Raw genomic sequence first — 25,990 nt, 5'->3', positions numbered from 1 at the left:
TGCCATTGCACGTTCCCAATGGCGGTGGATGGGCCGGGAGCGATTTTCGTCGAACCTATGTTGACAGGCCAGTGAGGGCAGCCTAAAGTGAGTCAATTATCGCAGCAGCTAGCCCTGCATCGTCCGGCAAGCCTTTCATGTGCGCCAAGCGCACCGCAGCACCGATTGGATCGTGTCCTGTTCCCAGGTACGACGTCCGTACTCCTGAAACGAGAGTGTTTTGACGCGCCATGCGCATCGTGCCCTCACGTCAAAGCACTTTACATAAGGGTTTCAGGACGGTAGCTGGCATCCCGCCGAAACGGCATCAGCCGACAGTATCAAGCCAGTCAATTGAAGTTCCGGTGCTTCGCGGCAACCGGATGATCTATTCCCCTTTGGGACGACGCATCCCAGTAGGGGATTGCCTCGTCCCTTTTTCTTGTGCGAGGCAATCATGAGTAATTCTCATATCCACTATGGTCGCGACCTCCAGGTCCAGGACACTCCGCTCCATCCTGGTACGCAGCGCGCGCAGGCGAACAAGGTATCGGCGCGCCAAACGAACGACGAAGTGATTGAATTTTCAGAAGAGGAGTTGGTGGCATTGCACTGGTGGCTATTGCGCAAAGTCAGTTTGCTCAGCGACCCGCGTACGCCGCTCGATGAGAAGTTTGAATTGGTCCGTTGGGTGTTTACGGACCCGGTCCGCGACACGCAGCCGTTTTCCTTCGTCAACTGCATGAAGGTGGTCAGCGGTAGTCCGTTGTCGCAGTTGCCGTTCATCGGTGCCATTGATGCGCAGGAAGTGCGCGATTGGATTGGTTCCCATTTGTACTGCTGGTTCATGAGCGCGTTGCAGGACTACCCTGCGTGGGTTCGTGAAGCGGTACAGGCAAAGCCAGATTGGATTTCCGACAATTTGTTTAAAAACCCGCAGTGGATGAACGAGCAGATCAAGCTCCATGAATCCGATCTCTTTGCATCGCACAGTTCAGAGCGGGACGCCGGTTACTTGCGGGGCCGTGGCGCGACGGATGCACGCCCGGCTGGTAAGAGGGGAGGAAGCCATGCGTGATGCAACCATTGCCGCTGCCTTCCCCTTTGCTCGATGCTGCCGAGTGCAGGATATCGACGATTTGACTTTCAGAATCAAGGAAAGTGAGATCGTTGTGGGTCAACCGGGGCGTGTTTTTTTACCTTGGGCAAGAACTGCGGTCAATACGTTTGTCCTTGGTGCCGGGTGGTTTTCAGGTTGAGCCGCAGCGTCACCGGCCGGAGAGAAGAGCGATGTTTCTCACGTTAAACGACCTGCTGTCGGGACGAGTTGGCCTTGCCATTGATCACGGGGGACTATTTTCGCGCCGCGTGTCGTACTCGACTGCAGGCAATTTTCTCAGCGGCCGGGCCTGACTGGGGAGGTCAACATGACGAACAACAAGGAAGAATTCAACGCGCATTTTCAGCAGGTCAAGCAACGCGCGTTTGGACGATGGACGGAAATTCTGCTGGCGCTGGGCGTGGATGCAAAAGTGCTCAACCAACGTAATCAGCCGTGCCCGTTGGGTGATTGCGGCGGCACTGACCGGTTTCAGTACACCGACAAGTTTGGACACGGCAACTATGTTTGCCGTGGCTGCGGTGCCGGTGGCGGATTCAAATTATTGATGGGCTGCTTAGGACTGAACGCAGCGGATGCCCTGAATAGGGTGGATACCTACCTTGGTACGACTGCTCCCGGGCCGCTGCTCTCGCTCCCTCAGGATTCATGCGCGGAACGTAAAAGCTTGATTCGGAAAATTTTGGCCGAAACGGTGCCAGTGTCGCCGGGAGACGAGGTTGACAGGTATTTGCGGAACCGTGGGGTGAGCTTGGAGCGGTATCCAACGACGCTGCGGCTACATCCTGCGTTGGGCTATTACGAGCGCAATGTGGCCACTGGTCAAGCTGTGGTGGTTCGACGGTACCCTGCCATGGTGGCCTGCGTGCAGGACAAAAGTGGCCACACGGTGTCGTTGCATCGGACATATTTGAGCAATGGCCAGAAGGCCCCCGAATGCGCGGTCAAGAAGCTGCTGTGTGCTGGGGTAGGTGGTGCGGCAATTCGGCTCGCGCCATCGACAGATGAATTGGCGGTGTGTGAAGGCATCGAGACGGCGCTGGCCGTGATGAAGCGTTCGCATCAGCCGGTATGGGCGGGAATTAGTGCTGGGAACCTGGAAAAGCTCTGGATCCCGGAAACAGTCAAACGCTTACGAATTTACGCCGACAACGATGCGCATGCATTTTTTGATGGCCAGGCAGCAGCCTATAGGCTCGCGCGCCGGTACCTAAAATCCCATGCGGGTAGGGCAGGGAGATCGGTTGATGTGTTTGTACCGAAATCGGCCGGTGCCGATTGGGCAGAGGTGCTCTTGAAGATTTCCCAGCGCCCGCGTCATGCGGCGTGAGGTGCGGAGAGCACAAGAGTAGATATGGTGCGGCGGCTGTTTGGTCGCCGAATGGTGGCGCAATCGTGCGCCCACGTGGAATGTAGTCGATTTCGCGTGCTTGACCCTGCGGGGGATGCGCTCCCGCCAGGGAATTGCATCGCCCGCTTTTTTCATGGAGGTTGTGATGAAAACAGGACGTCCTTTGGAACAACTCGTTGTCGAACTCGAGCGGCAGGCAGCGCTCAAGAAAGACATGATCGTGCCGGCAACGAAGCTGGTGAGCGAAACGACAGCGGCAGGTCAGTGCAATCTGGTCATCGATGAGCCCTATGGCAAGAAACGGTACCTGATGAACGATTTCGCCTGCGCGCAGCTGGCAAAGAAACTGGATATACCGTTACTGTATTTCAAACGGATGCGTACATTTGATACCGAGCTGCTCGATGAAAACATCAATGCGTGGCTCAGAATCAATGCCACAGACAGCTATATGGTGCGGACCATGGCGGGTCGCGCCAGGGCTTTTTTGTCGTCGCGTTTCCGCCGGCTCGATAACATCGATTTGGCGCACAGTATTTTACCGATCTTGTTGAAACTGCCCGGTGCCCGTGTTGAATCGGTGGAGCTGACTGAAACCAAGATGTATTTGAAGGTGGTCAGTGCCGAGGTGACGTATGAGGTCACCCCGGGTGACGTCTTGCAGGCCGGTGTCGTGGTCAGCAATTCGGAAATCGGGGTGGGGCGGCTGCGTGTGGATCCGTTGATTTATCGACTGAAATGCAGCAATGGACTCATTGCTTGCGAGCGTTCGATGCGGAAAAACCATGCCGGCCGTTTGCTGGAATGCGGCGATGACGTAGTTCTGCAAGATGACACATTGGAGGCCGAAGATCGCGCGATATTTTTGAAAGCGCGGGATATGGTGCAAACTGCGGTGTCGGAGACGACCTTTCAGCTGATATCGGACAAGATGCGCAAGACCATGGGCATCGCGTTGACGGGAGATCCGGTGAAAGCAGTGGAGGTATTGGCGAATCGCTTCGTATTGAATGAGGCGGAACGTGGTGGCGTGTTACGCCATCTGATTGCCGAACAGCAGCTGAACGGCTACGGCTTGCTCAATGCGGTGACGGGCTATTCCCAGGAAGTGGACGACTATGATCGTGCCACTGAGTTCGAGGAGTTTGGTGGGAAAATGCTCGAATTCTCGAGTAAGGAGTGGAGCGAGGTTGTTGAAGCAAAATAGCATGGCATGACTCCTCATGTCATGACGATGAAGTTCCCCGGTTGCTTGGCTGCCGGGGAATTTCAGTCCATCAAACGTGACACGAGTCTCGCTATGTCAAAAACGGTTGACGTTGATTGCTGCTTTAATACGCCCTAATATTTTGAGAGTAAGCATCGCCTTGGATATTTTTACAAGAGTTGGGTTGTAGCGCTGGTTTTCGCAACGAAGTAACAGGCCTTCTCCCACGATGATTTCGATGTGTCGCACAAGGCGTTTACCTTGGTACTCCAATACATAGATCCCGTTAACCTCGACTTCATTTACGGTTCCATCAAAAAAAAATGGTGCGCCATCATGGATGAGCGGAACCATGTCATCCCCCTTCATCACACCGACTTGATTGGTACCGCTAAATGGCGCGGTTTGCGCGAGCAAGTGACCGATCCAGTCAAAGGCGGGCATTTCGCGTCCGTACAGCTGTTCCTGGACATGTGCCGATAGCTGTTGCTTGGGAAACGGAAGACGATTCGATGTCAACCCCAGGATCCAGTTCGCATCCATGTCGAATTGGAGGCAGACAATGGCGAGCGATTTCAGATCGGGCAGGCCGGGTTTTTCTTCGTCGATCCAGCGCGCCACTGTTTGCAGGGCGCGGCCGGTAATGTCACTGAGGAAGTGTTCGCGTTGGTTTGACAGGACTTCCCGTCTGTCGAGTTCGTCAATGAGCCGTTGCCGGACACCAGGGACGATATCGATGTCCAGTGCTCGGACGGCATCTTTCGTAAGCGGGATGTTATTGCTTAATGTCACGATTTTTGTCTCCATGCGGGGTAAAGTGAGAGACTTTGGATTGTTTGTAGATTATTTGTAGCAGTTGTTAAGTGCGGATTTTCGTAGGGGTGAGTTCGATTTTAGAGCGAGAATCGCATTTCCTCTAGTGAATTTTTGCCAAAGTGCATATAAATATTTTTATTCGATTAGCAGTTGCTATTGACCTTTTAAATTTTGCGGAGTAGTCTTTTTTTAATGTGCTATTGCCTTCGCGCGCAGTCGTTTTACCCATGACTTCGCCCATCAGTTGACCCACATGGCAGATATGCACAGCGGAAACCGGATGAATGACCACGCCCCGCCATCGCGGGGCAAAGCGGGGTGGACCATGGAAGACGCGATTCGATACACGGAAGTGCAGTACCTCAACTTGAATTACTTGCTCACGATTCAGGTGGGTCTCAAGCATGACCCCTGGCCACTTGCTGTACCTTTCACCTCGACACTGCCTCAGCGGAGACGCTCGCTGCAATGAGCGTGGACGCATTGCAGCGGCTGGCTGCAAACATGTCGCACGAAAGCCTGTTTAAGCCGATAGGCAATTTTAAAACGCTCCTCGAAACGCCGCCCGTATTGGCCATGACGTTGTGCCGCGTCGGCGCTGCTGATCCGGCTGCCACCCGTGGCACAACGCGTTCCGGCCAGGCCACGGAAACTCAAGCTCGGATCGCATAGGTGACGTATGGCGTACGAACATGCAGAGCGGCATATTCAGGCCCTGCAGCTTGCCAAATCCTGCGTTGAACTGGGTGCGCGTATGAAGACCGTCGCCTATTTGACTGGATTGAGTGGATCTCTGTTGCGGGAATATTTCTACAATGACCGGCCGGCCACCGGTGGTCGATGGCCCAGTTCGCAGGATTGGTACCACATGGCGACCCTGGTGCAACGTGCGGAGGCGTCACTGATTGCCACTATTTTTTACAGTTTGCGCACAGAACATGCCTGCGCGGCACGCAAGGCCATGGTCTGCGCCTATAAGATGTATCGGGAGCGCTGGAATGGGCGCTCCAGTATCTCGTTTGACCGCGCTTTTGAACTGATCGCTAGCGTGGAGGGCATTTGGACCCACCGCTCACGGCAGTTGGCTCTACATACCTGCGCGCGGTGTCGTTGCCGCTATCTGATTGCACTTGGCGATACCTCGGCGGACCACTCTGGCTGTGTGTTTTGCAAGCTCGTCAAACGATATGCGACTGATTCCCGTATTCAATTGAGCTTTGTTAGCAAGCCTGGGCTGCGCCTGACTGTAGAATAAATCTAGCCAATTGATAGTTTGCTCAGTGGGTCTCTGTCGTCGGGCACTATTCGCGACGTATTACCGCTTAGCCTCAGACTGGATGCCTATAGCAATGCTTTATGTTGCTCTTAATGCAATACTCTCCTACACTGACCGATCCGGTTGTTCGCTAGCGGCCAACAGCGGACGTAGCTAGAAAAGGAAGAAAGTAATGGATTGGACGCCCATTTCGGAAGTTGACGTATGGGACTTGGTAATTAAGGCAGAGGCCAGGATGTCCCCTCAGCTCTCTAGACTTTGGCAAGCCATCAAAATCACGCCCCAGAAATGGAGTGAGCAATCGCACGGAAAGGCAGGCGGCGGGTTTTGGGTTGTGGCTGTAGTTGGAGAGAATGCGATTTGGTACAACGATATCGAAGATGGATTCAACCGGTCCTCATATCGACACCACGGCGAGCTTGATGAATACGTCTGCAACCAAGATGAGCTGGAGGTCACTGTTCAAGGCGTATTGGGGCTCATCGAAACCGGAATCGACATCACTCCGCGTCGTAGTGCGCCCGTCGCTGGAGTGTATCAAGCATAAGGCGCTAACGGCCAAGAGCAGACGAAGTAGCAAGGGAATGACTGGATGTACCAACCGAAAAAAATTGAACCGTTGACTGCTTTTTTTCTGACGACGTTAATATCATTAGGCTATGTTTGCCTGATCTTTCCACTATTGGAGCTGTTGCGCGCGCCGCAGATGCTGGGTCATGTCATGAGCGTTTGGTTTCCCTGCTTGCTAGCAGCCTTGGTATTTGTATCACTGACTGGCCGCGTATCGACGACGAAGCTGGCGTTATATCAGCGCACGCTTGCCGCTGCGGTGCTTGCCCCCGCTGCTGCGTGGGCGGTGTACTTTTTTGTTGGTTTCGTCTTCTTAGGTCGGGAGATGTGAATGCGACCGATTACGGCCAAAAGCGGACGGCCCTTGGCACGAAATGCATCTGTACTGATGATGGAATCATTGAAATGCAACATAAAATTCGAATTGCAGCCGCTGGAAACACGCTTGCCCCTGCGTTGGGAGTCTTGAACAAACTTGGTTATACGGTAACTCGAGACAAGACGGCTGAACAACAATATCAAGCGGAAGATGACACTTGTATTTTTGTCGCTGATGACCCAGTGACTCTACTGGGGCTTGTAAAGATTTACGAGGAACGTGGTGCTGACTGGCAGCCGAGCGATGAAGAAGTGCAGCTCTTGCTTTTGCTCGACGAATGTGAGGAATAACGGCCGAGTTCGGCCAGAAGCGGCCATTCGAATTGGAGTGACAATGTGTGAGATTTTTTGATTGACAATCCGCTATGCTCTGTTGCCGCTACCGGCCAAGAGCCGCCGTTCGATTTATGAAAGGGAATAAAGCTATTGTCCATCCGCCATTACTTCGCAACGCTAGTTTCCTCATCGGAGCTCGCCGCAACGTATCGCTTCACACCAGATTCAATTACTAAGAAACACTGGGGTATTGTCGAATTCGACATGACGAACTTCAAGCATAGCATTGTGGAGTTGGCTCCAGACCCCGAGGAATGGGGATGGCCTCAAGAGACTGTTTGCATGTGTCTTGGAAGGAAGCTAAAGCAGCACGTTGGACTTTTCGGTGCCTCCGCTCCGGTTACTTTAGAATGGGTTTCGTAATGCCCGTATTCGGCCAGTAGCCGCCCTTGCCATGTCAAGAAGTGCAATCTTTTCACACACTTTTGCAGTTGCGAACGTATATAAATGTTTGTTGCGAGAAAAAATTTAGTTCAATTTATTCTTTAATAAATTTTAATGGTAAAAGTAAAATTCATTAGTGCTGTGATTTCTCTTTCAGCTCTTGTTGGTTGCGGAACTTCATCTAACCTTAAACGTGACTCAGAAATACACGTGGATCAATCTAGCAGTATATTATTGTTAAAGGTTTCGCCTCAATATCGAATTCATTTATTGAGAGGGCGTATCGAGGAGGGCGTCTGGGTTCGGCCAAAGCTTGACGTGCCTGAAGTAAACATCATACCTGAGTCAGATGGCTATATTTTTGTAAAACTAAAAATTAATGAAGAAAATGAACGACTTGCCGTTTCGCTGGTGTTCCCGGGAGAGAAAGCTTATGGTCCATGCGAAGGATCAACAGGAGCAACTTTCGACCTGAGAGCGAATTCGATCACCTATGTTGGTGAGTTAAGCTACCAATTCGATGGCACAACCCTTAAATACCAACATAAAATGGACATATCTGACGCACAGAACTATCTCATTAGCAATTATGGAACTAAACTTCCCAAGTTGGAAGTTGTGCCGATGAACCCCATGACTATTAAAACAACTTTCTGTGCCCCTAAAGGTACCGTAACTATCCCAATTTACATCCCTAGAGGGCGATAGTTCGCAATTTTTGGACGAAAATATTTTTCTGTAATTTGGAGAAAATGCTATCTCACAAATTTCTTAAATGATCATTTTCTTAACATTGATCGCACTCGGCCAAGAGCAGCCCTCTGCGTTCAATCTGGTAACTTAGGTGAGGGGCCACTTAACTTCTGTTAGACGTAATTAAATTATGCAAGCCATAACTGACTATCAAAAAGAAGTAGCCAAACTTACTGCGAAATTTTTTTCAAAGGAAAAGCCGCCTATTTTACAATTTTTGGATGAAGAAGAAAATACTAAAATTTACGTATTAAAAGCAAGAGATTCACCCGGACCTGGGCTTACTTCATTTGCGACAATTGGGCTGTCAGACCATCCTCTCTATCTTAGAGGTGATGAATTTGAAACCCGAACCGAACTAATTTGTGCCTGCGACTCCAATCGTGAAGATTTTGCGTGCATTTTAGCGACATCATCTTTTTTTATTGTCAATTCAAAATTTTTTTGCGCTCCAGGAATAATATTTCCCGGAATCATAGAGATGCATAATTTATCGAAAACGATGAGCGATGTGTATTTCACAAATCCATTTCTATGGGGAGATAAATTTCAATCTCTGCATATTAACAATAAAAATGTTGCATGGTTACTTGCCATTCCTATTTCAAAATCGGAAACGAAGTTTGCTGCGGAGTTCGGATCTGAAAAGTTAGAGAAGTTATTTTCGGAAGAGGACACTGATATTTTCGATTTGAATCGTGCATCGGTGGTTTGAGATGCATTCCCCCTCAGGCACGGCAGAATACACACGTCTAACTCACTTGTGCTTCGGGATACGTTCGGCAATAAATGCGAAGGTCCGAGATGGGGCGGAACCGGCCAACGACGGCAACCGATTGAATCCGCAGCCAGAAGCAGACAGTCTGCCTTTCAACTTAGCGATCACAGAATGATACTTTTCTTAGACTTTGATGGTGTACTCCATCCGTTTCCGATGACGTCGGCCAAGCGACAAGACTTGCTGCGCAGATGCGAATAACTTTCGCCCGTTCTGCCAATTGCGGCAAGAGGTGCAAATCAAACCGGATTCGCCTCGCTTGTCCCCGGAGATCCGCAAGTCATGCCGCGTACATCACGGCTCGTCGTAATTCGATGGAAGCGCCAAAGGCGTTTTGATAAAGTGAAATTGCTGCTGGGCAGCTTGCATCGACGAGATGCCTGCTTAGTCAAACAACAAGAATGGGCCTGGCAGAATGAAGGGAGTGGAACTCAATATACGGATGGAAGAAAACATGCCTGAACGAAATTACGTTCAAGTCAAGTACGATTCTGTGGTTGGCGCATCTCCTCTTTCCCGCAATTTTGTTTCCAGCACTTGTTGCGGAAGGTTCATGTTGCCTCTGGCTTCTGATCAAAGGCGTTAATGTCGCTGCATGGGAACGCCAAACGAGAACGTCTTTAGAACGAATGTAGAGGGATTGAATCCGCAGCCAGGACCTGACGATCACTACGCATCGCCTTAAGTACANATGTTGCCTCTGGCTTCTGATCAAAGGCGTTAATGTCGCTGCATGGGAACGCCAAACGAGAACGTCTTTAGAACGAATGTAGAGGGATTGAATCCGCAGCCAGGACCTGACGATCACTACGCATCGCCTTAAGTACATTTCTATTTAAGAGAAATATGAAAAATTTCAACACGCTACTGTTTTTTATCTTGGCCATGCTTCCGTTCCACGCGAATGCGGTTGACCAAGAAAGTCACAGTTTTGTTGCAGACCCTAACATCCAAAAAATTGCGGAAGCTTATGCTTTAGATGCCGTGGACTTGGCTAAAAGCCAGTTTGGTATGCAGCTGGATTGGAGTGATGCCAGCATTGAAAATGTCGAAAGAGCTTTGGTAAAGATTCACGCTTCTTACGTCGCTAAGACGCCGAGACCCTCACAAGAGCAGGTGATGTTATTTGCCAAGGGGTTCGGTAGCTATGTTGGTGAGGTGTACCGCAGGAATTATGGCGCGGAGTGGGGCATGATTTCGATTAATGGCCAAAAATTCCCAGGACTTAGAACGAAGTCAGGCACCAACTTTTGGCCATGGGGGCGAGTGGTAAAATTCATCACAGATGGGGACGAAAATAACGTCTTTGATTACTATCGAGAGCTCTTGAAAAAATGAGGCGATAGGCTCATTCCGGCCAAAAGCGGCCCTTCATTCCAGTCCGTGTGAAACGTAAGGTCAACAATGGAACGAGTTCCAGGCATATCGACAGCGCCGAACGAATTATACGAGTTGCAGGAAATCGCCCGACTGGCGACTCGTACTGCGCTCGAGGGATACGAACCAATGCCCGAGGAGTGGGCGAAAGATCTAACGCTTGGAACGTTTTTCGATGGTGACGACCGAATTTTTGAGCTACACATCGCCGCAGAAAAGCCAGCTGACGCGGTGGTAATCAGTACTGCACGGGTCAACGATTTGAACAGTGTGTTGCGTTGACCGATTGAATCCGCAGCCAGGAACAGACACTCCCTTCGTGAAATTTTTTGGAAACTTAAGGATGAAAACGTGTGACGAATGTGGAAGCGAATACCGTGATGAGGCTGCTATTTCATGGCTAGTTTGTGTCCGGAATGCGCTTCTGTGCTTTATGGATTGCCGAATTGTGAGCACGTTTTCGATGCTGGTAGATGCCAAAGATGCCTATGGGATGGCCGAAAAAGTGATTTTGTGCGAAAACTGGATAATAAATGTGCGAGTTTCCCGGTTTAGTAATTCGTTATGCTTTGGGGTCGCAAGCGGCCACTAGCAGGTTTTCAATTTTTTCGAAATGAATAATTCATAATGGATTTCATCGAGCTTGCATTCAAAAGGTTGGATCGAAGGCTTACCACGAATGATTACATAGTTTGGGCGGATGGTTTGCTAGTAGCTGGGAGCGAAGCTTCTAGCATCGCTGAACTAGCGAGCTGGTCTTGGGAGCCTAACCCGGATGCAGAGATGATCGAGCGTATATTTCGTTCATGCGTAAGCGAGCTCGGACTTATCATTCCCTCGACGTGGGAAGATGCGTTTTCTGCTTACGTTGTCGACATCTGCAATCGTGTCTTACAAGGCGAGATGCAGCCGCATGATTGCCTATCAAAGATGATAGAGTTTGCGGAAGATGATGAGAACCCATTCGTTTTTTCGGTGTGGGGAGATCTAGCGAAAGACTTATTGAATGCACCGGGTGAGATTATTTTTAATGATGTGCTCGACCTTGACGATGCATCTGAATCAATCCGTAAGACAGCATCCCAATTTTTAGAGCTCTATGCAAGGGATTTGCCAGCAAGATTCCCGTTTGTTTGGCAGTGCAAGGAATGCGGTGAAGTCTGCAACGACGAAACATATACTGATGAATTATCTAGAACCTGTCCTTCGTGCAAATCGGCATTCGCACTAAAGAATATGAGATTTTTTAGAAATCGTAGCGATTATTGAAAGTCGCGGCACCAAAGAAACTTAGCATAACTGGCCGTCTCCGACCGGCCAAAAGCGGCCCTTCATTCCAGTCCGTGTGAAACGTAAGGTCAACAATGGAACGAGTTCCAGGCATATCGACAGCGCCGAACGAATTAGACGAGTTGCAGGAAATCGCCCGAGTGGCGACTCGTACTGCGCTCGAGGGATACGAACCAATGCCCGAGGAGTGGGCGAAAGATCTAACGCTTGGAACGTTTTTCGATGGTGACGACCGAATTTTTGAGCTATACATCGCCGCAGAAAAGCCAGCTGACCCGGTGGTAATCAGTACTGCACGGGTCAACCGAAAATCAAGAAATGTCGTGGTCACAATCTCAAATCTCACAGAGCGAAAGCGAAGCTAGTCTCTTAGTTGCTGAGGAATGGCTGCTATGGGGCGAAAGCGGAAGTACACGGTGGCCAGCTATAGAGTGGCGAGCGGATTCTCATCAGGGGTGCGACAATGGTTAGAGTATTGCTGACCGAAATGTTCCGGTCCATTGTTTCGGCTCGGCTTTCTGTACATCAATCGTCACCAAAAGAGGCTCGGCGGTTTCGATGGGAGAGGCGTGTTTCCTTGTTCCGTGTTCGTGTTCAGAACTGGAATATCTTGAAAATTATCCTGCAGCGTCAGCTCGGTCGTCAGAACTGCATGACTTGTTTGCGTCAACTACACGAATGGATGGCGGTCTCGATACGGCAGGCCGCTATACCAGCGCATTGATCGCCATTCTGTCGACGAATACTCCGTTTGGAAGCCAGGCTTTCACCGAGACGTCGCTGGAACTGCATAGCCATAATGGTCACATAGTCATGTGAGTGTTTCTTATGGCCGCATGGAATCTCTTGAAATCCCTGGTTGGGTTTGGCCGCCAACGTCAATGTGATAGCAGGCGTCCGGACGCACCCGTTTGTCCGGAGCGCTCACCTCCTGCCAAAGGCAATGCGCGTCATGGCGGCATGCTTGTCCGTAGTGTCGATGCGATATTGGACGACAATCGAGATATCTTGGGACGCATCAAATTGGCTTATGGCGGCGACGCGCAGGCCTTTGCCAAAGAAATGCTTCCGCTGATCAGGAAGTACATCGCGTACGTGAACGTATTGCCTGCAACACAAGACAGTTTTTTTCATCGCCCAGGAGGTTTAGCACGCCTGGGGCTGGAGACGGCGTTCTTTGCACTGCAAGCGACCGATTCGCAGATTTTCGCTGGCAGGGCGACGATATCGATACGTCGACAGTTAGAGCCACGCTGGCGTTTTGGTACCTTCGTCGCGGGCCTGTGCGTGTATCTGTACCTTGCGCTCGACACCATCGTTGTCAGTGACGTGGAAGGAAAGGTGTGGCCGCCATACCTGACACCACTTGAAGACTGGATCCACCAACACGAGGTTGACCGTCTTTTCGTCAGATGGAGTGAGGCTAGGCAGGAGTGCCGCTCCCTGTCATTGTTTGCGCTACCGTTGATCCTGCCAACCGATACGTTGACTTACCTGGCCCACGAGGGCTCGATCATCCTTGCCCATATGCTTGCCGCGATCAGTGGTGAAGTGCGGTATCAAGATCATAACGTCATTAACCATCTCGTCAATCGGGCGGCTACTTTGGTGATCTACCGAGACTTGCGAGACGCCGATGCGCCAGCCGGGAAGGCACGGGCGAGAGCATATCTTGCCAGGTTTTTGCTGAACGCGATGCGAGAACTAGTGCAGTCTCATCAGGGATGGGGACCAAATACGGACCGTTCCCGCATGTGGTTTGGGCGGGATGGCCTGTTTCTGGTGTGGCCGAACGGTATAAGCGACATACTCGCATTGCTGGAAGACGAAGGATTGTATGGTTTGCCAGCCTCCCCAGTAGAAGCCATGGAAATTTTGAGCGATGCTGGGATCATCCTGCCAAGGAGTTCCAACGAATATGTCTGGTCAATTGGGCCGCCTGATGCCAGGGAACCTTTGGATGCGTTGAAGTTGGTGACGCCAGCCTGTGTCCTTGCTGTGTTGCATCCGCCACCAGTGGCGCTTGACATGGATATGGCGCTCGACTTCTCTCATGACGAGGTGCGGACCACGGAGCGTGGTGCCAAGCCTCGGCAGGCGAGGGAGACACCGCCCGAAGCTCCGGCAGAGCACGTTGTTCCATCGGCCCCGCCGGATGCCAGCGATCCTCAACTGTCCTTGCCTTCCATCGCACCTATGCCCGCTTCTGCGGACAGTACCTGTATCGAATCGCCTGGGGGGAGACGGCAGGGAAGGGCGAAGAAAGTCAAGGATACCGCGTCAATCCAATCGGCAGCGGGTATCTGCTCTCTACGTGCACCGATTCGCCTGCATCCGGGCATAGCCAAGATACTGCAAGTGATCGTGCAGTCTCTCAACGATACGGCATCGCCACCGGCGTGTTGCCCCATGGAATCTGGCCTGTTTGTACCTTTGGATGCGTTTGCGGTGCGACTGGTGGATGCAAAGATGGTGCTACGTGCGCTTGCCGATGCCAACATGCTAGTGGCAGGGTCAACAGAGACCGATCCAGTTGAATATCACAGCCTACATGGCAGGCAATTGGCCGGGATAGTCATCGCACGTCAATTTATCGAGGGCATGGATGCAGCAACTGCGCCCTCAATCGATGCGAACGCAGGCTGACCATGTTGCTTAGACGGTATGAAATGCCGTGGCGTCGGCCCATTGAAGGGGCAGCCGTGCTGGCATGGATGCTCACCGCCGTGAGTTTCTACCTTTTGATACCGCATTCTTTGCCTCCGCTGGCTGGATTTCCACTTGTCCTTGCTTCGATACTCATGGCCTTGATTCGCTGTCGGCAAATGTTGCGGGTTGTGCGTATCCGTGCGGGATTGGCTGGCCGGGCGATGGAAATGGTTCCCATTGCCCGGCTGGCGAAATGGACCGGCGATCCTGAGCAGGTTGTATTCGGTCTGGGTTTTATCTGGCTACCAATGCACTCTCAGCGTCTTTACGAGCTGATCAAAATTGATTATCGCGCGATGAGTGTTCCTCCCTGGCTCATCAAAGCTTTGGGATATCAGCCAAATCCGCAGTCAGATGCAGAGATTGGCTTACCCTGGATTCATGGTGTCGAGTCGGAAGAGCGTTTATTGGGTCGGCCGCTGCAAAACTTCGAAGGGGGAACTCTGGTGGTCGGAACCACTCAGTCCGGCAAAGGGGTGTGTCTTGGCTGGTTGATTTCTCAAGCCATTCGGCGTGGCGATGTCGTCATTATTATTGATCCGAAGAATTCACGCCGCCTTAAGCGACTGGTCATGAAGGCCTGTGAAATGTATCGCGAGCCAGACAGCTTCCTGTGGTTTCATCCGGCCTTTCCAGAAACGGGTGTCCGTCTCGACTTTACGTTCAATTGGCAAAAGCCTACAGAAGTCGCTTCCCGAATTCAGTCGATCATGCCACCAGACACAGCCGGAACGTTCAGCGCATTCGGCTGGGATGCCGTGAATGTGGTCGTGCAAGGGATGGTGAAGCTAGAGAGACGTCCGAATTTGGCAAAGCTGAAGCAATACATTGAAGGGGGCGTCGAGCCGATCCTGGAACAGGCGCTCGAGCGTTTTTACGAAGAGCTCCTTGGGCTGCAGTGGCGTAGCACGCCCGAGATGGTGCGCTTGCTCGACAGGGCGCGCAGAGGGCAGATCAAATCGCCGACGCCGGCGGCGAGCCATGAACTATTGGCGTATGTGACGTACTACGATCACCATGTGCAGGAGGCCAGGCGCGATCCGGTGGTCAGTTCTCAAGTCCGGGTATTCCAGCATAATCGCGAACATTATCAGAAAATCACCGCCAATCTTTTACCGATCTTGTCCATGCTGACATCCGGCGATCTTGGTAAAAGCCTGTCTCCCGATCCTTTTGATGCCGATGATCAGCGCCCGATCATGAATCTGGAAAAGATCGAGCGCGCTGGACATGTACTGCTTTTGTGTCTGGACTCGTTGCCGGATCCTTCCGTCGCCACGGCAATCGGAGCCATGGCCCTAGCCGACCTGGCCGCCCGTTCAGGTATTCGCTACAACCTGGGAGGAGAGCGGCGCATTTCCCTGTTTGTCGATGAGTTGTCGAACGTGATTAATCAACCGTTGATCGAAATCCTGAACAAAGGTGCCGAGGGTGGGCTGTACACCACGGCCGCCATGCAGACGATAGCCGACCTGGCGAAACGCCTTGGCAGCCAGGAGGCGGCACGCATGGCACTGGGGAACCTGAATAACCTCATTGCCTTTCGCACCAAAGACCAGCCCACTCAGGAGTTCATCAATGAAACATTGGGGCAAACTACCATCCATAGCATGAAAGTGGGGCATAACACGGCCAGAGATGGCCATTTTACGGATTTCACGGCAGTCGATTCAACGCAGTTATCTGCGCACCGACGTCCTTTCTTGCGTCCGCTACGACCGCTCGGTGGTCGAGGTCAAGATCGAGGGCAATATCTTTGGCGAGGACGGCAACCTGGGGCTGCGCGGCACGCTCGTCTCCAAACAGGGGCAGCTGCTGGCCAATAGCCTGCGCGCTGGCATCGTCAGCGGCATCGGCCAGGGTTTCGCCCAGGGGAATAGCTCATTTACGACGTCGCCGTTTGGCACCCTGTCGACAACGACCGGCGGCACCGGCGACCAGTTCCGCCGCGGCATTGGCAGTGGCATGGGGAGCGCGCTCAACAACCTGGCCAACTATTACATCCGGCTGGCCGAACAGACGTTTCCTGTCATCGAGGTGCATGCGGGGCGCAAAGTGGACGTGGTGCTGACGCGCGGCGTGCGCATTCCTGCTCGGCCCATGTCACGCAGCGACGCGGACCGGCAGGATCAGCTCGGCCTTGCCGAGCGCACGATGGAGGTTCCCAATGATGAAGCTGACTAAACTGGGCCTCGCCGCACTCGCCTGCGCCGCCACACTCGGCGCCTACGCCAGTACGGCCCAGGACACACTGCTCGCCACGTTGAAGCAAACCTATCCCGGTACGGCCTTTGATACGGTCACGGCGACACCTATCCCCCATGTCTTTGAGGTGTGGATGGGAGATAACGTCGGCTTCGTCGCCGATACGCGCCCTGACTACATGATCTTTGGCCGTCTGGTCGACCTGCGCGCCATGCGTGACCTGACCGCCCCGAAACTGCAGCAGCGCACCAAAGCCGCCGACCCGGCAGCGCCGACGGTAGCGGCTATCGATGTACGCCAGTTGCCGTTGGCCGATGCGATCGTCTCCACCCAGGGCAAGGGCGAACGCGTCCTTTATCTCTTCACCGATCCACATTGTCCGTATTGCCGCCAGCTCGAACCGGAACTGGTCAAGGTACCCAACCTGCGCATCTACAACTTCATGGTGCCGTTCCAAGATCAGGGTTTACCTCTGCGTATCTGGTGTGCTACCGACCGCATCGCTGCCTGGCGCAGCGCCGTCAGCGGCACGTTGGACGGGCAGGGCGCACCAGCCCAATGCGCCCATCCGCTCGACCGCAATCTGGCCCTGGCCAGCAAATTGGGCGTACAGGGCACGCCGACCCTCTTCTTTGCTGATGGCGCACGGGAAACCGGTTTTATCAGTGCCAGCGAAATCGAGGCCCATCTGGCGCAGGCCGCGTCGCGCCACCAAACCAGCAAGAACCCAAAGGAGTAATCATGCAACTGATTTCATCGATTTCATTCTGCGTCAACAACCTGTCCGCCGCAGCGGCTTGCCTGACGCTTCTTGCCGGATGCGGTGACATGACGGGCCTGGCCGGTAAGTCCGAGTATGCCTGCAAGGCGCCGGAAGGCGTGCTGTGCAACTCCGTATCCGGCAATTACTACAACTCGTTTACATTGGGCGGCGGCGCGGCGTCCAAAGGGGCTCCCACAAAAGGAACGCCGCATGCAGCCCCGCGCAGCATGTACACGATGCTAAAAGGTGCATCCAGCGGCAGCGCCATCCAGGGGGCACCTGCGTTCGAGCCCGCCGCACTGCGCTCGCCGCCACGCGTCATGCGGCTCTGGATCAAACCTTGGGAGGACAGTGACCATGATCTCCACGATCAGTCCTTTGTCTACCTGCAGACAGACCCGGGCCGCTGGCAGATCGCCCATGCGCAGCGGCAGATCCGTGATGCCTATGCTCCCTTGAAACCGCCCGCACCTGAGCAGGCGTCATCTCCTAGTACAGCGTCCCCCTCCGGACAGGCCAGCTCCGGCGCCGAAACACGGCCAACCTCGCCGCCAGCGGGAGGGCCTGCCGATCCTCCCGTCGGGGCCGTCACGACGGTTCCAGAAGGCGCGCCGTCTCAAGCGTCGGCAACAAGCCGATAGTGGTGTTGAATGCAGAGAGGACAACCATGCTCAAGTTTTTCACGCCCGAAAAAGCTGGCGAAGGGATCAGCGCTGGCATCTGGGATCTGTTTGGATTAAGCAGAGGCGAGGCATTTTCCAAGGATCAGTTTGCCAGCTGGCTACCGTACGGTCCCTATGTCGACAGCGAGCAGCTGTTCATCAATCGCCATCACCGGCTCGGCTTCATGCTGGAACTCATGCCTCAGGCTGGCGCCGATGAGCGCATGGTAGAAGTGCTGCAAAGCTTATATACCAACTGTCCCGCGAACACAGGTGTGCAATTTCATCTGTTTGGCTCGCCGGACATTCGCGCCCCGCTGATCCAATATGCCAACATGCGCATGGAAGACGAGGATCAATATGAAAACTCGCAGCAGTGGGGCCGGCCGGCCCGGAACAGCAACCTGTACCGCCAACTGGCACGCCAGCGCGTGCACCATCTGCTGGCCGGGAGCCAGAAATCCCTGACCAGGGGATTTCATTTTACGCTGCGCGACTTTCGACTGATGATGAGCGTCACGACGGATGGGCGCGCCGATGATATCGGCAAGCGCGAAGCGGCGATCAGTCTGCGCGACTCGATGGCAAGCACTCTTGACGCCGCCTCTTTCCCCAGCAAAGTATGCGATGCGGCGGATTTAATCAATTGGTGCGCACTGTTTACCAATCCGCACCGTCTCACAGATGGTTTCATCCCATGGATTCACTACGACGAGGGTAGGGAACTGCGGGAACAGATTGTGGACTTCGATACCGTCCAGGAGCCGACCAACGAAGGCATCCGCTTTTCAAAGCCAGGCAAGCCGCAGCACGTCGAGGCACGCTTCTTCTCGATTAAATCGTTTCCTGAGCGTTTCCCCCTATGGGAGATGGGCGCGCTCATCGGCCACGTCATGCAGCCGGCACTGCAGTACCGAAGCAGTATCAGGGCAATAGTCAACAGCCGGCCACGCCTGCGCCGTGGACCTGATCGACCATCTGCTGGCACCGCCGCAAGGTCGACTAGCAACTCCGCACTTGGTCGCGATGTAGGCGGCACTTGGTTCATCAGTCGGTTCATGCGGCCAGTCGTGCAAGATTGTGCGTCAGAAAGCCGCGCTGCACCGCGCCATTCTTGATCATGGCTGGGGTGAGTTCAGGCAGCAACTCGCCTACAAGATGGAATGGAACGGCGGCACGTTGCTGGCCGCGCCACCGTACCACACCAGCCAGACGAGCCCGGACGAGGGGATAGGAGGGCAGTAATGGCGCGTACGTCACCGCTTCAACAATAAGCTGCACCCAATCCGACAAAAAGTCTAATTTCAAGCGACTGGCGAGCGTCTAGTGAATTCGTGGCGATTCAAGGCGACATGATTCAAACCGACTTCATTTGGTCAGTCTGGCATTGGGATGTCGCCGCTCCGGCAACCAAGGCTCAAGCGGTAAGAGTATGGTTGGCCAACTAACGTATTTTCATTTCACGAGCTCAATGAATCTCCTGATCTCAGCGTCGGGATATCCATCGCTTAGAAATTTGCGCACGCTCGGCTTAAAGGTCGGAGCGACTTCGTAGAAGTCACCGACGGTCTTCGATTTCCCAAGGACGAAGTATCCCTTTGCAAGCAATCGCGAAAATCTATCCGCGGCAAGGCCCTGAACCTTGTTAGAGTACTTGATGTAATCTGTCCTCTTGTCACAGAAGCGATCACCGGAGTAGAACGAACCCAAAAATCTTATGACTTCTGCGGTCACCATAGCGTTCGTACCTACTTTGGTCGCATGGGAATCGGTGAGTGCTTCGTGAAGATCATCGAGAGAGCAAGTTCCGGTGTCGATCATGGAAGACTGAAGTCCAGTGTTGGCGCATCCAAGATCCGCGCAACCCTCAAAGGTCGAATACATAAACTTCGTATTTTTGAAGCGACCATGCATCAAGTTCCGGTAGTCCTGGAATCTGGACTGCGTGATGATTAGATTCGTAAAATCAAGCGAAGGAAACGCCCCTTTGATATGCAGACCAGTCAGAGTTCGAACATTGTTCGACGAACCTTCGAGACTAAAGAACGAAAGTAATTTTTCAGTCGTTTGTTCGATCGGTAGCTTTTGAATCGAGAAGAATATCTGCAGGAGCCCCGCCATTGCTCGCTTCGCGCTCTCATTGTCGAGCTTCGCAGGAGGAGTCGAAGTGGCCCTCGCGCGTAACTTCGGGATCATAGCGAGCAAAGCTCGCTCAACATCTTCGAGATTGTTCGAAAAAAACCGCTTAAGGTCCTGCGCTTCTTGGCTGTCGTGGCTCAATCTAGCGAACGCTCGAATCGGGCTTTCTTCGGCACTTACGCCTATCAGCGCACGCAGCATCAAGAGCACTTCGAAATGTGAACTTAGGAATGAATATCGTAATTCGATATCGTCGCCCCTCCTCACTAGCAGCGGGTTCAATTCCAGCTTGGATGCAATTGACTCAGCCTTGGCATCATAGAGCAGCCGAAGCCGATCAAGCATCTGCCGGATAGGCCAGCGCTTTCCAAAATCAGCGACAAGTTCAGCAATGAAGTCGACGACCTCAACCTCGGACATCTCCAAGCCATGCCGGGTTCTCTCTCTCCGCAACATGGAATGCACGATGTGATCGGTCAGAGTGTTGTTGGAAGGGTAGGGAGTCAAGTCTTCAGAAACATCGAATGCATCAGCCTTTCCGTTCTTCAATCCGTCTATGACGACCGTCGCACAAATGTCCGCCAAGAACGGAATGATGCGCCCCTCGTTGTCGCGGATCTCTTGCTTGGCAATCTGTGACATCACCTTCTCGACAAGCTCTGGAGCATTTGGATAAGGAGCAAACCTTCGACCGACGTACTTGCTGCAACTCTCTGTGTCAAAACCCAGCAGCTCGCATCTTTTTATATTAAGAGCTTCCAAATCGGCGTCTTCGGCGATAAGGTTGTTTCGCGTCGTTAACAGGACATTCGAACTTCCGAGTTGGTCATGTAATTGCTTCAGGGATTCTAGAAACGTCTTGAGGTCAAACTGTTCTTGAAACAGTGATGCCAATTCGTCCAACCCATCGATGATTACCGTAAGGTTTCCACATACTACTGCCAAGTCAAAAGTCGACCGATCAAACAATCTTCCATGTCCTTGCAGCTTTGCATAGATCTCGTAAATGTCGTAGATGGTATGAATCCGCGATTGGGCGACACCACGTTCAGCAACGTACTTCTTGATGGACTCGGCCTGGATCAGAATCACTGACGACCTCAGCTCATCCCGGAAATGAAGCTTCTCTGCTACAGATAAGCACAGCGAAGTCTTGCCCATGCCTCCAGGGGCTACTACCAAATGCGCCGATGCAATCGACGGGTTCTGAAGCGTGCGGGCCAGGTAGTCGACGGCAGATTCTTCGCGACAAGCGTTGCCCGTCTCCTGATCGATGTACGAGAGTGCTTGATTAGTATAGTTCTCGATTGGGCTCGGAGGATCGATCGCTTTCAGTGATTTATCGATACAGTAAGTCCAGATGTATTCCTTGTAGGTCAGCTCGTCCACGTTGGTGGAAAGTCCCGCGTCCGCAAACAGCCCAGCCACCAGTTCTTGTCCTGCGGCAGGTGCACGCGGTCGTAGCACCGTAATGTGGGGTGGGCGAATACCGGCGGACCGAAATGCTTCAGCTGCCCTCGGGACAATGTGACTGATGGTCCCGCTCGGGAGAAGTGCCAGGAAGTAACTTACCGCTGGCGACTTCGTTTCCCATATCTCATACTTTACTCGGTTTGAACCAGAGAAATCGGTGCCCTGCTCAGAATTGACAATCGGTCGTCGGTTAGGATTCGTTACCTGAATGAGCTCCTCGACTCGCGTGAAGTCGTATGCTCCCTCCGACACTCCCGCAAGGCTTCGTCGCTTCTTTGGCCTCTCGAACGTCGCCTTCCCTTGGAGCAGCTTCTCAAGCTCCAAGAGCTTGGCCGAGAACTGGGTATCCTGAGTGAAGTCGAGATGGAAATGCCCTTCAAGATAGCGAGGGGTCGAGTTCGTATCCCGTTGTACCGCGATGATTTTGCTGCGTTTGTCTTTCAATAACCCCTTCCAATGTATGGCACTCATCAGAAACGTTTCAATACCCACACCACCTTTTCTCTCGTCGGCTTTGGCTTTGTAGGCAGAGGTCGTGATTGCCACGACAAAATCGGCATCGTGCGCGGCACCCTCCATAAAATAGTTTTTATCAATCAAACTGTCTAGGTCGTACCCATCCCAGATCGTTGTGATCTCTTCGATTTCCTCCAGAGAGTCCACAAATTTCCTCACCCATGCCCGGTGCTCGTCACCATCCCAACTGTAAGAAATGAAAACCTTGATTTTTTCCATGCTGATTCGATAAGTTGAAAAGTTGACGTGCATTTTAACAATAAATACACCTTAAGCCAATTGCAACACCGCCTTCCGAGATTTCGACAACACGACCGTTATATGAACATTTTATGCTCCGAAAAAATCGGCTATATCGCCGTTTAGTTTGTAAACGTAAACCCTAGCTCGGCGCCGCATTAAACTTTTGGGACAACAACACTGAACGAAACCAAGCGTTATCCGCTCGTTACTTCTTGCCTATTACTGCTTTGGTCGGTTTTGAGATAGCCCCTTGATCTACCGGACGCAGCCTATTCGTTATTCCTAAGGATAGGAATGGAACTGTGCATAGGACTAGGAACAAGCAAACAATCGAGGTTGTAATGGTGAGCCAGGAAAGCCGGAGGCGCAGGTCTGCCGAGGCACAAACAGCTTTAGAGGGTGTAGACAAAATCAACAACGAAGTTGTGGCATGCTATCTCGATGTGGGAGGAGCATGCCATGGCAACGACATATCCACTCGACGGCACTGCGCCGTCAAGCAGCGCCGGCGGCAGACCACCAGCGTTGAAGCCTGAGCATATAACAGATAGTTGCGGCGGCCAGTAGCACCGATAACACGCCGAAGCTCAAGCAGCTTTGCTCGCGCGCGGCAGGAGTCGCTGCAGGGCAGGGGGAACAGACAAGGCAGATCCGATCTCGTCGTTGGATCAGGCAGCGACGCGATCGCAGCCCAAGTGACTAGCAGGACGCCTAGGCTCCTAACACGATCTATCTCTTTTTATCTTTCAAGAGCCATGGATCAGGAGAGTCTATGCTACTGGTGGCGACTCAGGATGATTCAAACGACTTTCATTGATAAATGCATCGTCAGGTTGTTTATTATTGCTGTTGTCGTCGCGAATGAGGTCCACTTTTGGACGGATCTTGTCGTCGACAAGCTTCATGCTAAAGAAAACGCTTTCAACGAAGAAGATCAAAAATTTCCACTTAAGAATTCAAGTGCTTAAATCAAGGCGACTGATTTCGAAGTCGACGTGCCCGACGCATAATGCACCCATGTCGATAAAAAATCCTTGTACCTCGACCAGCCCGTCTCCATGATCGAGCACACGCCCGCGCCCACGATATGCGTAATGTCCGGTACGTTCAATCCACTCAGTAGACAATGCCTCTTTTTCGCTTTCTGGCCAGTCAGTCAGGTACGTGGCGTGGACATCTGCATCGAGAACCGATAGGCGATTTTCGATAACGTCGCCTTCTGTTAAGCTGCAAGGATGACAAAACACGACGAGTTCACCTTGCTCGCTGCGCAGAGTAACTGACGCGGCTTCTTCATCTGGCGGATCAACCAAAACTACCGTGAGTTTGTCCATTTTTCAGCTTACCTTGTACATTTTAAGGATGAGATAGAAGGCCACTTGCGGCCGCCGGCGGCCCATGAGCATAACGAAATACCACTCTGGAAAAGTCACACATTGTCACGTCAACGTGAATGTCCTCTTCTGGCTGCTAACGCAATCGTTCAACGCAACACTTTGAGTTAAATGTGTCATTGCAGAACGAAAATGATGCGAAAGATAACTCGAATCGATTGCGCCGCGACACGCGAAACCCAGGATTAACGTTGCAAGAGGTTTAGCCACGGAAGAGTTCATGGTGGATTCCACCAAAGCTCAAGCAGTATTTGCTTGAGCGCGGTATGAGTCTCTGCAGGGCAGGGGAGATATACAGGTCAGCCCCGTTCTTGTCGTTGGATCAGGCAGCGACGAGATCGCACACCTGGTGCTTGGCAGGACACCCAGGCTCCTAACACGACCCGTCGGTTTATCATCTTTCAAGAACCACGGATCAGGAGAGTCTAAGACCCTAATGGCACCGTCCGCTTCCGCCCCAAAGCGGACGAGCCAATCTCATACATCTTGTAGTCGATTGCGCAGAAACTGTACGATTTTGTCTTGCTTCCTTTCCAATGCAAAAGCTGATGCGTCCATATTTTTCATTGAGTTACGCGTGTATGCGACAGTAATATCAACTCCATGCTCAACCAATAATTTGACAATTTCGAGGCTACCGCTATAAACGGCACCGAACAATGGATTTCGCTCCGGCTCACTCACATCCACTTCAGCACCAAGACGTAAAAGAAGCCGTGCCGCATCAAACTGTGCGCTAGAGGCGGCCACGTTCAGGGCAGTGCCACCGAATGTGCCGCCGCGCGCTTCAAGGTCAGCTCCGCGCTCAATGAGTAAATCAATCATTTTCTCCCTACCATCTCGCGCGGCGACGTGTAACAGCGGGCCAAATGGCGTCATTGCATGTACGATTTCTGGCTTGCTATTTAGGAGACCCGTCAACGTGTCGAGGTCGCTGTTTCGGATAGCGTCGTAAGCAGCTTTAAGGTTCTTCATCTATTCATGTATTGTTTTTATTTACTTCCGCTCCAGGCCGGTTGCCGTCATCGGCAGGTTCCGCCTGCGGATTCAATCGGTCAACGCAACACACTGTTCAAATCGTTGAGCCGGTGTTTGGTAGTGTAGCGTCTTCCTGGGCCGCTCGTTGAGTCGTCTGGCTACYGCGTCAAGTTGCTCTTGCGAATACGTGGAAATATCTAATCCCTTGGGAAAATACTGGCGCAACAGGCCATTGGTATTTTCATTTGAACCGCGCTGCCACGGATTCTGTGGATCGCAGAAGTAGACCTGGATGTCGGTGGCCAACGTAAAGCGTTTATGCCCGGCCAGCTCGCTACCACGATCCCACGTCAGTGACTTATACAGTTCCTGGGGCAGCCTGCGGGCATTGTCGATCAATGCGTTGACCACCGTTTCGGTATTCTTGGCCGCGACCTTGATCAGCATGACATAGCGCGTCTGGCGCTCGACCAACGTCACGATCTGGCTGTTGTGGCTACCGCATAGTAGGTCGCCCTCCCAATGCCCGGGCACCGCTCGATCCGCTGCCGTCGCGGGACGCTCGCTGATCGGCACCGCGTCGACAATTCTTCCATGGTTGTCCGTTTTTTGGGTGTGATGACGGGAGCGGCGCATGGCGCGCGTCCGGCGCAAGTGTTCCAGCAGCTCCTTCTTTAGGGCGCCTCGGGCCTGGATATAAAGGCTGCGGTAAATGGTTTCGTGCGACACGTGATACTCCTCGTGGCTCGTGAACAGTTGCTTGAGCCAGCCAGCAATCTGCTCTGGTGACCACTGCAATTGGAGCTTGCTGGCAACCATGTTGGCCAACATGCGGCTCTCCGTCAGCTTACAAGGTTTGGGGCGGCGCGCCTGATCCCAAGCATGCTGATCTGCTTGAGCGGCACGATATGCTGCGCGACCACCATTGCGCTTGAGCTCCCTGCTGATGGTCGATGGTGCGCGCCYAAGGCGCCTGGCAAGTGCGCGGATGGATATGCSGGTAACGATGCCGCGCGAGACTTCCTCGCGCTCGRCCAATGTCAGCGCCAGTCTGGAACGGCATCGCGGCGCTGGCCGTATGCCACCAGATTCGGCCAGAATGCGCTGTATCGATGAATGATTCCGATCAAATAGTTGGGCTATCATCTGCAGGGAGTCGCCTTGCTTCCAGCGCTCCCACATCAAGGCCTTCTGGCTCTCGGTGTAATAAATGCGTGGTTTCTGTTTCATCTTCAACACTCCTGTAACCTAGGCGTTTAGGTTAGAGTGTTGCGACCACCGATTGAATCCGCA

At 52.7% G+C, this 25,990-nt stretch carries 25 protein-coding genes; 19 read left to right on the top strand and 6 right to left on the bottom strand.

Annotated elements, in window-relative coordinates:
* The first annotated feature begins 436 nt into the window (after positions 1-436).
* The 4 genes from CBW66_RS13560 to CBW66_RS13550 all read left to right on the top strand — a co-directional run bounded on the left by CBW66_RS13560 (position 437) and on the right by CBW66_RS13550 (position 3,657).
* The gene (locus CBW66_RS13560; protein ID WP_086137755.1) at positions 437-1,057 is read left to right on the top strand and encodes a hypothetical protein; all 621 of its coding nucleotides are present in this window, start codon (positions 437-439) and stop codon (positions 1,055-1,057) included.
* Positions 1,050-1,238 (top strand): hypothetical protein, encoded by a 189-nt coding sequence (locus CBW66_RS28485; RefSeq protein WP_139841616.1) that lies wholly within the window; start codon positions 1,050-1,052, stop codon positions 1,236-1,238. The genes CBW66_RS13560 and CBW66_RS28485 overlap by 8 nt, the downstream gene beginning before the upstream one ends.
* Before the next feature lie 168 nt (positions 1,239-1,406).
* Complete coding sequence (locus tag CBW66_RS13555; protein ID WP_086137756.1) at positions 1,407-2,429, top strand: toprim domain-containing protein; 1,023 nt, start codon at positions 1,407-1,409, stop codon at positions 2,427-2,429.
* Positions 2,430-2,595: 166 nt separating this feature from the next.
* A complete protein-coding gene (locus tag CBW66_RS13550) occupies positions 2,596-3,657 on the top strand; it encodes a DUF932 domain-containing protein (protein ID WP_086137794.1) in 1,062 nt (353 codons plus the stop codon).
* Positions 3,658-3,753: 96 nt separating this feature from the next.
* Here CBW66_RS13550 and CBW66_RS13545 read toward each other — a convergent pair whose 3' ends face one another.
* Both CBW66_RS13545 and CBW66_RS28480 read right to left on the bottom strand, forming a co-directional pair.
* A complete protein-coding gene (locus CBW66_RS13545; protein ID WP_139841617.1) occupies positions 3,754-4,449 on the bottom strand; it encodes a S24 family peptidase in 696 nt (231 codons plus the stop codon).
* Between the two features lie 124 nt (positions 4,450-4,573).
* Complete coding sequence (locus CBW66_RS28480; protein WP_139841618.1) at positions 4,574-4,879, bottom strand: hypothetical protein; 306 nt, start codon at positions 4,877-4,879, stop codon at positions 4,574-4,576.
* Between the two features lie 273 nt (positions 4,880-5,152).
* Between CBW66_RS28480 and CBW66_RS13535 the strand changes: the two genes are divergently transcribed.
* The 15 genes from CBW66_RS13535 to CBW66_RS13460 all read left to right on the top strand — a co-directional run bounded on the left by CBW66_RS13535 (position 5,153) and on the right by CBW66_RS13460 (position 19,199).
* Positions 5,153-5,728, top strand: a complete 576-nt coding sequence (locus CBW66_RS13535; RefSeq protein ID WP_086137759.1) for a FlhC family transcriptional regulator — start codon at positions 5,153-5,155, stop codon at positions 5,726-5,728.
* Positions 5,729-5,921: 193 nt separating this feature from the next.
* On the top strand, positions 5,922-6,296 hold the full coding sequence (locus CBW66_RS13530) for a hypothetical protein (protein WP_086137760.1): 375 nt from the start codon (positions 5,922-5,924) through the stop codon (positions 6,294-6,296).
* Positions 6,297-6,341: 45 nt separating this feature from the next.
* Positions 6,342-6,650: a hypothetical protein gene (locus CBW66_RS13525; protein WP_086137761.1), complete on the top strand. Its 309-nt coding sequence runs from the start codon at positions 6,342-6,344 to the stop codon at positions 6,648-6,650.
* 74 nt (positions 6,651-6,724) lie between these two features.
* On the top strand, positions 6,725-6,988 hold the full coding sequence (locus tag CBW66_RS13520) for a hypothetical protein (RefSeq protein WP_086137762.1): 264 nt from the start codon (positions 6,725-6,727) through the stop codon (positions 6,986-6,988).
* Between the two features lie 543 nt (positions 6,989-7,531).
* Positions 7,532-8,125 (top strand): hypothetical protein, encoded by a 594-nt coding sequence (locus CBW66_RS28475; protein ID WP_139841619.1) that lies wholly within the window; start codon positions 7,532-7,534, stop codon positions 8,123-8,125.
* A gap of 175 nt (positions 8,126-8,300) precedes the next feature.
* Positions 8,301-8,885 (top strand): suppressor of fused domain protein, encoded by a 585-nt coding sequence (locus CBW66_RS13515; protein WP_086137763.1) that lies wholly within the window; start codon positions 8,301-8,303, stop codon positions 8,883-8,885.
* Between the two features lie 909 nt (positions 8,886-9,794).
* Positions 9,795-10,286: a hypothetical protein gene (locus CBW66_RS13510; protein WP_086137764.1), complete on the top strand. Its 492-nt coding sequence runs from the start codon at positions 9,795-9,797 to the stop codon at positions 10,284-10,286.
* 666 nt (positions 10,287-10,952) lie between these two features.
* Complete coding sequence (locus CBW66_RS28470) at positions 10,953-11,594, top strand: hypothetical protein (RefSeq protein WP_139841620.1); 642 nt, start codon at positions 10,953-10,955, stop codon at positions 11,592-11,594.
* Between the two features lie 867 nt (positions 11,595-12,461).
* Positions 12,462-14,261, top strand: a complete 1,800-nt coding sequence (gene mobH, locus CBW66_RS13490; protein ID WP_170932867.1) for a MobH family relaxase — start codon at positions 12,462-12,464, stop codon at positions 14,259-14,261.
* A gap of 2 nt (positions 14,262-14,263) precedes the next feature.
* A complete protein-coding gene (traD, locus tag CBW66_RS13485) occupies positions 14,264-16,150 on the top strand; it encodes a conjugative transfer system coupling protein TraD (RefSeq protein ID WP_086137768.1) in 1,887 nt (628 codons plus the stop codon).
* Positions 16,050-16,508, top strand: coding sequence for a TraB/VirB10 family protein (locus tag CBW66_RS13480; protein WP_086137769.1), 459 nt, complete (start codon positions 16,050-16,052; stop codon positions 16,506-16,508). Before traD ends, CBW66_RS13480 begins: the two co-directional genes overlap by 101 nt.
* On the top strand, positions 16,492-17,268 hold the full coding sequence (locus CBW66_RS13475; RefSeq protein ID WP_086137770.1) for a DsbC family protein: 777 nt from the start codon (positions 16,492-16,494) through the stop codon (positions 17,266-17,268). The genes CBW66_RS13480 and CBW66_RS13475 overlap by 17 nt, the downstream gene beginning before the upstream one ends.
* A gap of 2 nt (positions 17,269-17,270) precedes the next feature.
* Positions 17,271-17,933 carry a TraV family lipoprotein gene (locus CBW66_RS13470; RefSeq protein WP_086137771.1) on the top strand — a complete coding sequence of 221 codons (663 nt, stop codon included), beginning with the start codon at positions 17,271-17,273 and terminating at the stop codon, positions 17,931-17,933.
* Positions 17,934-17,959: 26 nt separating this feature from the next.
* A complete protein-coding gene (locus CBW66_RS13465; RefSeq protein WP_086137772.1) occupies positions 17,960-19,072 on the top strand; it encodes a conjugal transfer protein TraC in 1,113 nt (370 codons plus the stop codon).
* Positions 19,035-19,199, top strand: coding sequence for a zinc ribbon domain-containing protein (locus CBW66_RS13460; protein ID WP_205701127.1), 165 nt, complete (start codon positions 19,035-19,037; stop codon positions 19,197-19,199). The genes CBW66_RS13465 and CBW66_RS13460 overlap by 38 nt, the downstream gene beginning before the upstream one ends.
* A gap of 210 nt (positions 19,200-19,409) precedes the next feature.
* Here the strand turns inward: CBW66_RS13460 and CBW66_RS13455 are convergent, their stop codons facing one another.
* The 4 genes from CBW66_RS13455 to CBW66_RS13440 form a co-directional block, all read right to left on the bottom strand.
* Entirely contained in the window at positions 19,410-22,301 is a 2,892-nt protein-coding gene (locus tag CBW66_RS13455; RefSeq protein ID WP_170932868.1) for an SEFIR domain-containing protein, read from the bottom strand.
* A 980-nt stretch (positions 22,302-23,281) separates the two neighbouring features.
* Positions 23,282-23,659 carry a hypothetical protein gene (locus CBW66_RS28465; RefSeq protein ID WP_139841622.1) on the bottom strand — a complete coding sequence of 126 codons (378 nt, stop codon included), beginning with the start codon at positions 23,657-23,659 and terminating at the stop codon, positions 23,282-23,284.
* 537 nt (positions 23,660-24,196) lie between these two features.
* Positions 24,197-24,694, bottom strand: a complete 498-nt coding sequence (locus tag CBW66_RS13445; protein WP_086137775.1) for an ankyrin repeat domain-containing protein — start codon at positions 24,692-24,694, stop codon at positions 24,197-24,199.
* Between the two features lie 72 nt (positions 24,695-24,766).
* Complete coding sequence (locus CBW66_RS13440) at positions 24,767-25,927, bottom strand: IS30 family transposase (protein ID WP_086139194.1); 1,161 nt, start codon at positions 25,925-25,927, stop codon at positions 24,767-24,769.
* Positions 25,928-25,990 lie beyond the last annotated feature (63 nt).

This window comes from Janthinobacterium sp. GW456P (genome assembly GCF_002127655.1).
GTDB lineage: Bacteria > Pseudomonadota > Gammaproteobacteria > Burkholderiales > Burkholderiaceae_D > Janthinobacterium.
The sequence above is the reverse complement of the archived record's forward strand: the minus strand, read 5'-3'. Positions and strand labels throughout refer to the sequence as shown.